Annotated in this window: 6 protein-coding genes and 2 pseudogenes; 5 read left to right on the plus strand and 3 right to left on the minus strand. The window is 72.2% G+C overall.

Annotation, left to right across the window (positions count from 1 at the left end; genetic code table 11):
- The first annotated feature begins 128 nt into the window (after positions 1 to 128).
- From ACZ59A_RS31345 to ACZ59A_RS31355, 3 genes are read left to right on the plus strand one after another with little or no spacing between them, the layout of a single operon-like run.
- Positions 129 to 1,817 carry an NAD(P)H-dependent oxidoreductase subunit E gene (locus tag ACZ59A_RS31345; protein WP_470965529.1) on the plus strand — a complete coding sequence of 563 codons (1,689 nt, stop codon included), beginning with the start codon at positions 129 to 131 and terminating at the stop codon, positions 1,815 to 1,817.
- On the plus strand, positions 1,814 to 4,516 hold the full coding sequence (gene fdhF, locus ACZ59A_RS31350) for a formate dehydrogenase subunit alpha (RefSeq protein WP_470965532.1): 2,703 nt from the start codon (positions 1,814 to 1,816) through the stop codon (positions 4,514 to 4,516). The genes ACZ59A_RS31345 and fdhF overlap by 4 nt, the downstream gene beginning before the upstream one ends.
- Positions 4,513 to 7,092, plus strand: a complete 2,580-nt coding sequence (locus ACZ59A_RS31355) for a cation-translocating P-type ATPase (protein ID WP_470965535.1) — start codon at positions 4,513 to 4,515, stop codon at positions 7,090 to 7,092. Before fdhF ends, ACZ59A_RS31355 begins: the two co-directional genes overlap by 4 nt.
- A 9-nt stretch (positions 7,093 to 7,101) precedes the next feature.
- Here the strand turns inward: ACZ59A_RS31355 and ACZ59A_RS31360 are convergent, their stop codons facing one another.
- On the minus strand, positions 7,102 to 7,623 hold the full coding sequence (locus tag ACZ59A_RS31360; RefSeq protein WP_470965538.1) for a DUF2231 domain-containing protein: 522 nt from the start codon (positions 7,621 to 7,623) through the stop codon (positions 7,102 to 7,104).
- Between the two features lie 109 nt (positions 7,624 to 7,732).
- Positions 7,733 to 8,276 (minus strand): annotated as a pseudogene (locus ACZ59A_RS31365) (transposase); the annotation flags it as partial.
- A 141-nt stretch (positions 8,277 to 8,417) separates the two neighbouring features.
- On the opposite strand from ACZ59A_RS31365, the gene ACZ59A_RS31370 reads away from it, so the two are divergent.
- The gene (locus tag ACZ59A_RS31370) at positions 8,418 to 9,035 is read left to right on the plus strand and encodes an SUKH-4 family immunity protein (RefSeq protein WP_470965541.1); all 618 of its coding nucleotides are present in this window, start codon (positions 8,418 to 8,420) and stop codon (positions 9,033 to 9,035) included.
- Positions 9,036 to 9,078: 43 nt separating this feature from the next.
- Here ACZ59A_RS31370 and ACZ59A_RS31375 read toward each other — a convergent pair whose 3' ends face one another.
- Complete coding sequence (locus tag ACZ59A_RS31375) at positions 9,079 to 9,468, minus strand: ATP-binding protein (RefSeq protein ID WP_470965544.1); 390 nt, start codon at positions 9,466 to 9,468, stop codon at positions 9,079 to 9,081.
- Between the two features lie 928 nt (positions 9,469 to 10,396).
- On the opposite strand from ACZ59A_RS31375, the pseudogene ACZ59A_RS31380 reads away from it, so the two are divergent.
- Positions 10,397 to 10,677: pseudogene (locus ACZ59A_RS31380) on the plus strand (MerR family transcriptional regulator).
- Positions 10,678 to 10,856: the final 179 nt, after the last annotated feature.

Consider the following 10,856-nt stretch of genomic DNA (forward strand, 5'->3'; position numbering starts at 1 on the left):
GCTTTGGGTACCCCCTTGGCCACGCTCGCACCGCCGCGGTTCCATCGGATGCTTCCGATGGCGGGAACGGCCGACCCTGACAGCGGTCACCGGATGCGCCGCTGGGAGACCGGTCGCACGATGAAGCCATGTCGGCCCCCTACTCCGCAGAGCGCTTCGACGCCTTCCGGGCCTTGGCTGCCCGGAGGGGGCGTCCGGGTGACCGGCTGCTGGAATCCCTGGCCCGTACCCGCGCCCGGACGGCGGACGGCCCCGAGGACTGGGCACCCGAGGAGGGTGCCCGGTTCGGCCTGCCGGCCGCCGCCACGCTCGGCCCGGCCTCGTACTACGCGGACCTCACCGCCCCGCACGGCCGCCGCCATGTGCGGGTGTGCGCCGCGACGGCGTGCTTCGCGGCATCGGCCGGGCGCCATGCCGGTGAGGTGCAGGCCGGGCTGGGCGTCGCCACGGGGAGCGTCACAGCGGACGGGGAGACATCACTGCAGGCTGTTCGCTGCCTCGGCTACTGCTACGCGGGACCCGCCGCCCTCGACGGTGACACGCCCCGTACCGGCCCCGACCTGGCTGAGCAGCTCACCGGCCGGGTGCCACCACGGGCGGCGCCCGAGGTTCCCGCGGCCGATGCCACTGGTGACCCCGTTCTGCTGGGTGGCGTGGTGTCGGGGGAGCGCCCGTGGCAGGTTTGGCCGGATGTGGTGGCCACGCGCCGGCCCGAGGACATCGATCGGGAGGTGGCGGAATCCGGGCTGCGGGGGCGTGGCGGTGCGGGATACCGCGTGGCCGCCAAATGGGCCGCCGCGGGCGGTGCTCCGGACACCGTGGTGGTGGCCAACGGGGACGAGGGCGACCCCGGTTCCTACGCCGACCGGCTGTTGATGGAAGCCGACCCGGACCGGGTGCTGGAGGGACTGGCCCTGGCCTGTTTCGCCTGCGGAGCCGCCCGGGGCGTGGTGCTGGTGCGCTCGGAATACCCGCGAGCGCTGACCCGGATGAAGGAGGCGGTCACCCACGCTTATGCCGCTGGCCATCTCGGCCCCCGGGTGCACGGGACCGGCACCACGGTGGACATCCAGGTGGTCCGGGGCGCGGGGTCGTACGTGGCCGGTGAGGAGACCGCCCTCATCGCCGGTCTGGAGGGCGGCCGGGGCTGTGCCCGTCCTCGTCCGCCGTATCCGACCCAGCGCGGGTTGTGGGACGCGCCGACGGTGGTGAACAACGTCGAGACGCTGGCGGCGGTGCCGTGGATCGTCTCCCGGGGCGGTGCGGCGTACGCCCGGCGCGGGACACCCGAGGAGTCCGGTACCAAGCTGGTGTGTCTGTCCGAGCGGTTCGCCCGGCCGGGCGTCCACGAGGTCGAGCTGGGCACACCGGTGCGGCGGATCGTCACCGAGCTGGGCGGTGGGCTGAAGGACGGTGCCGAGCTCGCCGCGCTCCAGGTGGGTGGCCCGCTGGGCGGTTTCCTCGCGGCCGACGCGCTGGACGTGCCGCTGAGCGAGGCGGGTCTGGCGGCCCGGGGCGCGGCCCTCGGCCACGCCGGTCTCGTCGCCTTCGACCGGCGCGTGGCACCGCAGGACGTCCTGCGGCACGTTTGGGAGTTCGCCGCCGCCGAGAGCTGCGGGGCCTGCTCCCCGTGCCGGGTCGGCTCCCGCCGCGGCCTGGAACTGGCGTCCGCGGGCACTCCGCCCGGTGTGGAATACGGGAGGCTGGCGCGCGTCCTGGCCGAGGCGAGCCTGTGTGCTTTCGGGCGGCGTATCCCGCCCGCCGTCCGCAGCCTCGCACGAGCCTACGGAGAACCCCTGGCGGAGTGGGACCGATGACCGCGATCCAGCTCGACGGCGCCGCCGTCGACGTACCCGAGGGCGTCTCGCTGCTCACCGCCGCGCGCGCGGCCGGGATCGAGCTGCCCGCGCTCTGCCACGATGACCGCTTCGCCCCGGCCGGTTCCTGCCGCACCTGCCTGGTACGGGCCGACGGGCGGATCGTGGCGTCCTGCGTCACCCCGGCGGCCCCCGGCGCCACGGTGGAAGTCACCACCGACGAGCTGCAGGCAATGCGCCGTGAGGCGGTCGAGGTCATCGTCTCCGCCCTGCCGCCCCGGGCCCTGACCCCTGACAGCCGCACCGAACTCGCCCGGGTGTGCCGGGCGCTGGGCATCGGGCCCGAGACGGCCACCGGCCCCGGAGACCGTGGTGGCGACGACTCCCATCCGTACGTCCACCTCGACCGTGACCTGTGCATCGCGTGCGGCCGGTGTGTGCGCATGTGCGCGGACGTGCAGGGCACCTTCGCCCTGACCCTGGTCGGCCGGGGCGCTGACACCGTCGTCGCCCCCGGCACCGGCGGGCCGTGGGCCCAGTCCGACTGCGTCGCGTGCGGCGGCTGCGTCGACACCTGCCCCACCGGCGCGATCTTCGAGCCGGGCCCCGCGCCCGGACTCACCAGCGCGAGCCCCACGGACCCCGCGACAGCCACCCGAACCCGTACGACCTGTGGCTACTGCGGCGTGGGCTGCACCTTGGACGTGGTCACGGAGAACGGCGCTATCGCGGCCGTCCTGCCGGCCCGCGACGGACCGGTCAACCGGGGACACGCCTGCGTCAAGGGCCGCTTCGCGCGCGGCTACCGCACCTCGCCCGAGCGGCTCACCCGGCCCCTGCTGCGCCGCGACGGCCGCCTGGAGCCCGTTGGATGGGACGAGGCGCTGCACCACATCGCCCGCGGGCTGCGCGCCGCCGTCCAGGAAGGCGGCCCTGACGCCGTGGCGGCCATTTCCTCCGCCCGCGCCACCAACGAGGAGAACTACCTCCTCCAGAAGTTCATGCGGGTTGTGATCGGCACCAACAGTGTCGACAACTGTTCCCGGCTGTGCCACTCCCCGTCCGCCGCCGGACTCACGGCCACCTTTGGCCTCCCCGGTGGCACCGACACCTTCGACGAGGCCGAGCGGTCCGACTGCCTGCTGGTGGTGGGCGCCAACCCGGTCGAGGCGCATCCGGTGGTCGGCGCACGACTGCTGCAGCGCGTGCTCCAAGGGGCGCGTCTCGTCGTCGCCGACCCCCGGGCCGTGGGGCTGGCGACGCATGCCGATGTGCATCTGCGGCCCCGGCCCGGCACCAACGTCGCGCTTTTCCACGGCCTCGCCCATGTGCTGCTCGCCGAGGATCTCATTGACCACGCGTTCCTGCGGGACCGGGCCACCGGACTGCCGGAGCTGACCGAGCTGCTGGCCGACTACCCGCCGGACCGGGTGGCGGCCCTCACCGGCGTGCCCGCCGTGGACCTGGTGGCGGCCGCCCGGCTCTACGGGCGGGCCGAACGCCCCGCCATCGTCCACGGTCTCGGCGTCACCGAACACCTCCACGGCACCGACGGCGTACGGGCCCTGGCCAACCTCGCCGTCCTGCGTGGCGCCGTCGGCACCGGCCGCGGATACGGGGTCAACCCGCTGCGCGGCCAGAACAACGTGCAGGGCGCCTCCGACATGGGCGCCCTGCCCGACGTGCTGCCCGGCTACGGCAAGGTGACCGACCCGGCCGTCCGCGCACGGGCCGAGGAGGTGTGGGGCGCCCCCGTGCCCGACCGGCCCGGTCTGCGGATTCCCGAGATGTTCGCGGCGGCACGGGCCGGGCGGCTGCGGGCGCTGTGGGTCGTCGGGGAGGACGTCTGTGCCACCGACCCCGACGCCAACCGGGTGGCCCAGGCCCTGGACGCCTGTCCGCTGGTCGTGTGCAACGAGCTGTTCCTGTCCGAGACCGCCCGCCACGCGGACGTCGTCCTGCCGGCCACCTCCTGGCTGGAGAAGGACGGCACCTTCGTCAACTTCGACCGCAGGTTCCAGCGGGTCCGCCCCGCCGTGGCCCCACCGGGTCTGGCCCGCTCCGACTTCGAGATCGTCCAGGCCGTCGCCTCCGCCATGGACACCGATCTGGGCTGCCCGACCCCGGCGGCCGCGCTGGCCGAATGCGCCCGGCTCACCCCGCTGTTCGCCGGGTTGTCCCATCAGCGGTTGGACCGGGAGGGCGCCGTCCCCTGGCCCTGCCCGGACCCGGGACGGCCGGGCGAGGCCACACTGTACCGGGAGCGATTCGCCACCCCCGACGGGCGGGCACACCTGGCGGCCGCTCCGTATCTGCCGCCGGGGGAGCAGCCCGACGACCAGTACCCCCTGATCCTGGTCACCGGGCGGCGCTGGGCGCACTACAACTCCGGCTCCATGACCCGTCGCGGAGGCAACCTCACCATCGACCCCACCGACCACCTCGATGTCCACCCGGACGACGCCGCCCGCTACGGCCTGCTCGACGGCGCGCCTGTCACGGTGACGAGCAGACACGGAAATGCCCGCCTGCTCACCCGGATTGGTGTCGAAACCGCCCCTGGCCAGGTCTTCTGTGCCTTCCACTTCCCCGCCAGCGGCGTGAACCGCCTCACCTCCGACCACGCCGACACGGTCACCTCCTGCCCCGAGTACAAGGTCACGGCGGTACGGCTGACCGGGAGGAACGGACCCGGGTGACGGCAGGGCTGTCGCGGGAGGAGGCGGCGCGGCGGCTGGGGGAGTACGGGCCCAACGCCGTCGCCCAGGAGAGACCCACGCCCGTATGGCGCCGCGTGGCGCAGCAACTGCGCGACCCGCTGATCGTGGTGCTGCTCGTGGCCGCCGCGCTGACCCTCGCCACCAAGGACCTCCCCGACACCGCGGTGATCCTGCTCGTCATCACGGTGAACACCGTGGCCGGTGTCGCCCAGGAGGTCCGGGCGGAACGGGCCGTGGCCGCCCTGACGGCACTGAGCGCCCCCACCGCCCGGGTGGTACGCGACGGCGCCGAGTCCTCCGTACCCGCCGCCGATGTGGTGCCGGGAGACCTGGTCCTGCTCGGCGAGGGGGACATCGTGCCCGCGGACGGGGACGTCCTCGATGCCGCGCTGCTCCTGGTCGACGAGTCGGCGCTGACGGGGGAGTCCGTTCCGGTGGAGAAGACCGTCGGCTCGGACGCGGCGCTCGGCACGGTGTCGGCCGGCACGGTGGTCGTCCGCGGACGCGGACGCGTACAGGTCACCGGAACCGGGCCGGACAGCGCACTCGGCCGGATCGCCGCGCTGATGGGAACCGCGCCGGGCCTGACCCCGCTGCAGCGACGGCTGGCCCGGTTCGGCCGGGTGCTGGCGGCCGTCATCGTCGCGCTGTGCGCGGTGGTGCTCGCCCTGGGGCTGGGCCGCGGGCAGCCGGTCGAGCTGATGGTCGTGGCCGCGATCAGCCTCGCCGTCGCGGCCGTGCCCGAGTCCCTGCCCGCCGTGGTCACCCTCGCCCTGGCCTTGGGGGCACGGCGGATGGCCGATCGACACGCCATCGTCCGCCGACTTCCCGCGGTGGAGACGCTGGGCTCGGTCACAGTGCTCGCCACCGACAAGACCGGCACGCTGACCGAGGGCCGGATGGCCGCCGAAAAGCTGTGGACGCCCCGGGGCGCGGCCACCGTCAGCGGTATCGGCTACGGCCCCGAGGGACGCGTGGCCCGCGACGGCCACACCGTGACGGCGAGCGATGCCCCCGACCTGGCCGCGCTGCTGAGCGCCGCGATGCTGTGCAACGACGCCGCGCTGGAACCTTCGTCGGACGGCGAGACACGGTGGCGCCCGATGGGCGACCCCACTGAGGCCGCCCTGCTCACCGCCGGGGCCAGGCTTGGCCTGGATCGCGCGGCCCTGGAACGCCGGCTGCCACGGTTCGACGAGATCCCTTTCGACAGCGCGCGCAAGCGCATGACGACCGTGCACCGCCGGGGCGGCGGCGGGCTGCGGGTCGTCTGCAAGGGAGCGCCCGAGGTCATGCTCCGGCCCCCGGTCCTCGCCGACCCACCGGACACGCTTTCCCGGGCCGCCGCCCGGGCCGAGGAACTGGCCCGCGGCGGCTACCGGGTCCTCGCCGTCGCCTCCGCCGACCACGACGAGGCGCCACCCGCGAGCCACGGCACCTGGGAGTCGGGCCTGTCACTGCTCGGCCTCGTCGGCATCCTCGATCCGCCCCGCGACACCTCCCGTACGACCATCGCCGCCTGCGAACGGGCCGGCATCACCCCCGTCCTCATCACGGGCGACCACCCCCTCACCGCACGTGCCGTGGCGGCCCGTTCGGGCATCGCCGCCCGGCAGGACAAGGTCACCACGGGGACACGCATCCGCACGGGCACCGCGGGCGAGCTGACCGCCCTGCGCGTCTACGCCCGGACCACGCCCGACCAGAAGCTGGACATCGTCCAGGCGTGGCGAGCGGCGGGCCATGTCGTGGCGATGACCGGCGACGGCGTCAACGACGGCCCCGCCCTGCGCCGGGCGGACATCGGCGTGGCCATGGGACGGCGCGGCACCGAGGTGGCCCGCCAGGCGGCCGACCTCGTGCTCGCCGACGACAACCTGGCCACCGTCGTCGCCGCCGTCGAGGAAGGCCGCCGCGTCTATGCCAATGTGCGCCGGTTCCTGCTCTACGCGCTCGCCGGAGGGACGGCGGAGATCCTGGTCATGCTCCTCGGCCCGTTCCTCGGCATGCCGCTGCCCCTGCTCCCCGCCCAGATCCTGTGGATCAACCTGCTCACCCACGGCCTCCCCGGTGTGGCGCTGGGAGCCGAACCCGTGGCCCCGGACGTGATGCGCCACCCGCCGCGCCCGCCCGAGGAGAGCGTCCTCGGCGCCGGGCTGTGGCCCCGCATCCTGATCATGGGCGCCTTCGTCGCCTGCGTCACCCTGGCCGCCGGGGTGTGGGCGCGAGATACCGGCCGCCCCTGGCAGTCCATGATGTTCCTGGTCCTCGGCGCCACCCAACTCGGCGTCGCACTGGGCTCCCGCGCCCGCCCGGGCAGCCTCACCAACCCCTTCCTGCTGGTCGCCGTGGGAACGGCCCTGGCCCTCCAGGCGGCCGGCGTCTATCTGCCGCCCCTGCGCGCCCTGTTGGGCACCGAACCGCTGCCGCCCGTCGACCTCGCGATCGCCTGCGCGCTCTCCGGCCTCGGGCACGTCGTCATGCGCGCGCAAAGGCGGCTCTTCCCGGAGCGCCCACCCCACGCCCGCTCGGCGCATGGCCCAGCCCATGGCTGAGCCGGTCGGTCAGCCCTCGTCCGCGTCGCCGCCGCCCGACGAGGTCTTGGAGAAGGCGTCGTGCCACGCGGCCTTCGCCCCGGAGTCGCCGATGCGGTAGACGTCCACGACGGCCCCCGCGGCCACGAAGATCGACAGGACCGCGGCCGCGACGCGCACCGGAGTGGTGGACCCGCGGACGCTGCCGGGCGTGCCGGATCCCGACGCGGTGGCCCGGCGTGCCATCCACCAGACGAGGGCCGCCAGGACGAAGAGGCCGCCGGCCCAGGGGAGCAGACCGTCACCGAGTTCGGTGTGCCGGCGTACCAGGGCGTCGCTGTCTACGTGCCGCTCCAGCCACTCCCCGGCATTGGTGGTGAGGGGCACGAGCGCGAGCGTGACCAGGGCGAGCAGTGGCAGCACCACGCCGAGCCGTTGCGCCGCCTTCGGCCGGACGGCGCAGACCACCAATGCCAGCGCCGTCAGGGGAACGAGCACGACGACGAAGTGCACGAGCAGAACGTGCGCGGGCAGGCCGTTGATCAAGCTCATCGGTGGCTCCTCCAGCGGATCGAGCATGAAGCGGTGGTCAGGCGGTCAGCCTGGCACGCGAAGTTCTCAGTTTCCTCTGAGAGGGCGTTCCGGCTGAAGATGCGATAGTTCATGGGTTGTGCCAAGTTATAGGCGTTTCACCGGTTGCTCGTTTCGCGAGGTTGGAGATCATCGCAAGGCGGATCATGCTCTCGGAGTGCGCCGGTTTGGTCTCGTAATCGCGGGCGAAGCGACGGTGCATCATGATCCATCCGAAGCTTCGCTCCACGACCCAGCGCCGCGGGATCACGGAGAAGCCTTTGACTTGCTCGTTTCGCGGGACGACGTCGACGTCGATGCCGAGCAAGGCGCCGTGCTCGATCGCCTTCTTCTTGTAGCCGGTGTCGACCCATGCCTTGCTGATGGTGGGGTGGTCGGCGGCGACGCGGGTAAGGAGCTGGAGACCGGCCTCGTTGTCCGAGACGCTGGCGACAGCCACCATGACCAGCAGTGACAGGCCGAGGGTATCGACGACGATGCTGCGTTTGCGGCCGACCGATCTTCTTGCCGGCGTCGGTGCCCTGGGTGTCGGTGGGCACGCTGGTAGCGGTCTTGACGCTCTGGGCATCAATGACGCAGGCGGTGGGTTCGGAGATCTGGCATCGCCCTTCCCGTCCGCAGCCGGTCGGGCGGCGGGCAGGCGCGACGCCCGCTGACGTACATTTTGAAGAGAAGCGGGTGCTGTTGTTATGACCGCTTCCGTCCACTAAGAGTCCCACGGGGCCCGTGCCGCCGCCGAGTTCGGAGTTCCGGCAGTGCTTTTCGACGTCACCCGCAGCGAACTCGCCGACATCTTCGGCGAGGACCGGCTCGCGACCCTGCCCACCACGGCCTTCCCGCCCTCCACCGCGGACACCGGGGGCGCCCGCCTCCTGCAGACCGTCGGCGTCCCCACCGGGACGCTCTGGCTGCGTGAGCCCGACGAGGACTCCGGTTGGCTGCCCCTCGTCCAGGACGTCGTCGACGCCGAGGTCTTCGAGGACGCCTCGGAGGACGCGGGCGAATGGCCCGTCATCGGCTGGCTGCTCAACGCCCACCTCGCCCTCGACCCCGGTTCCGGCAAGATGCACGCCTTCGACGCTGACGAGGAGACCGTGCAGGAACTCCACACGGACGTCTCCTCCCTCGTCCAGGTCACCCTCCGGTTCCAGCGCCTGCTTGAGGAGTTCACCTTCAGCGGCGACGACGGCGATGAGGAAGCCGACTTCGAGCGCTTGGAGCGCGAGGTCGAGCGTATCTGTCAGGAGACGAGCAGCATTGACCCGCTCCCCTTCCGCGACGACGAGACAGTCTGGTCGGTGGTCGGCGAGGAGATCGCCGCGGGCCAGCGCTTCCAGGGCAATAGCCCGGGAGCCCGCTCGCTCTACGGGTGATCGCTGGCCGATGTCGCCCACGCACTGCGTCGGCGCCTTGGCGCTACCGGGCGAGGACGGCGGTTACGGTCTTGCCGCCGGCCGCCTGGCGGGTCACGGCGGTGGCGCGGGCGAGGCGGTTGACCATGGGCCAGCCGAATCCTCCGGTGCCGTCGTTCAGGTCGGGGGTGCGCATGCGCGGCGCGTGCGGGCTGCGGTCGTGCACGGCCGCCTCGATGCTGTCCGGGTGCGCGGTCAGGGTCAGGGTGTAAGTGCCGCCGCCGTGACGCAGGGCGTTGGTGACGAGCTCCGAGACGACCAGGATCACCGTGTCGGCGGTCTCGGCCGCGATCGCCGGTACGAGCCCGCCGAGGAAGTCCCGGGCGCTCTCGCGTGCGCCGGCGATGGATGTGGCGGAGCGGAGGGTCGCGACGTTGACGCTCATCGTGTCCATTAGGTCCCCCCTGGTCTCTGGATCGTCAATGCCCGGTCCTTCTGCCCGGGGCTTGTGCCCCGGCCTGCGGCCCGTTAACCCGGCTTGCGCCCGTCCTCCATCATCGCTCGAGGCCGATTACCTCACCGTCGAACACGCGGAAATCTGTGTCGGCCAGAGTAGACATTGGGTGGTGGTGTGGTTATGGTTTCTCTCGTAGCCGAGATCAACGGGGCCTGGCAGAGTCGAACTGCCGGCCAGTAGTACCCGCAGTTGCAGTGCGCAGGACGGTTCGGTGGTGGAGTTCCGAAGCCAGGGTTGTCGCATGACGGCGACGGGACTGACGACCGGACCGGGTGGCCCACAGTGATCAGGGGCCGCCGTGAGCAGTGCCGCAGTTCGGTAAGTGCAGTTCGCAGTACCCAGCAGTGAAGTCAGAGAGCAACACCTCGGTGAAGGCGTCGGCTGCGGACGCGCGCACCGGGAACTTCGGCAGTGGGGTGCTAAGCCAGAGCAGACGCAGGACGGGCGACGGGGCTGGCTGCCGAAGAGTGGCGCTACAACGGGCCACGGAGCAGTTCGCATCACCAGCAGTACGCAGGAGAGAAGTACCAGCAGTAGGTAAGTGATAGATCCCAGAGGGAAGAAACGGAGGAGCCAGGCGCCATCAGGATCGCCCGGGCGGAAGTCTTGAGCCCGGGTACCGCAGGACATCGATAGTGAGGTGGTCTCCGGTCAAGCAACCGCGATCCCCGCACCCCCGACAGCATCTCGGTCGGGTCTGCGGAAACAGAAAGCCGGCGCAGTAACCAGGGCCGGCAGATGGTGTAGCAGTTCCTTCGGGGCCCTGGTGCCAGACGGCGCCAGGGCCCCTCCACGCGTTCCACAGAGAGGTGCGAAGACAGACGACTCCTACGGCCGTCTCGACGACGACTACCCCGCCTACACCATGGGCCGGGCCGCCGAGACGATCGACACCACCCAGAGCTTCCTCCGCGCCATCGGCGAAGCCCGCCTGATCACCCCGCTCCGCTCCGAGGGCGGACACCGCCGCTACTCCCGCTACCAGCTGTGCATCGCGGCCCGCGATCGGGAACTCGTCGACCACGGGACCCCATCGAGGCCGCCTGCCGCATCATCATCCTCGAAGACCAGCTCGAAGAAGCCCAGCGCGTCAACGCCGAACACCGCCGCACCGCCGGAACGGCAAACCCCCCAACCGCGGCCTGAGACCTGCAACAGGCCACGCTCCCCAGGTTCGAGCGGGCCCGGGTCTGTCAAACGAGCGGTGTAACTGGGGTTGTTGGTTACTGACGGGCTGCTGAGAGTCGGCCGTCGAAGGTGATGTCGAAGGCGTTCAGCGCGGTCTTCCAGCGCATGGTCCAGCGGGCCTGGCCCCTGCCGGTGGG

The sequence above is a fragment of the Streptomyces sp. NPDC040405 genome, from assembly GCF_055595765.1.

Bases quoted from the DNA above. Each gene is read 5' to 3' on its own strand.
- ACZ59A_RS31345 (WP_470965529.1), top strand. From the start codon at position 129: ATGTCGGCCCCCTACTCCGCAGAGCGCTTCGACGCCTTCCGGGCCTTG.
- fdhF (WP_470965532.1), top strand. From the start codon at position 1,814: ATGACCGCGATCCAGCTCGACGGCGCCGCCGTCGACGTACCCGAGGGC.
- ACZ59A_RS31360 (WP_470965538.1), bottom strand. From the start codon at position 7,623: ATGAGCTTGATCAACGGCCTGCCCGCGCACGTTCTGCTCGTGCACTTC.
- ACZ59A_RS31375 (WP_470965544.1), bottom strand. From the start codon at position 9,468: ATGGACACGATGAGCGTCAACGTCGCGACCCTCCGCTCCGCCACATCC.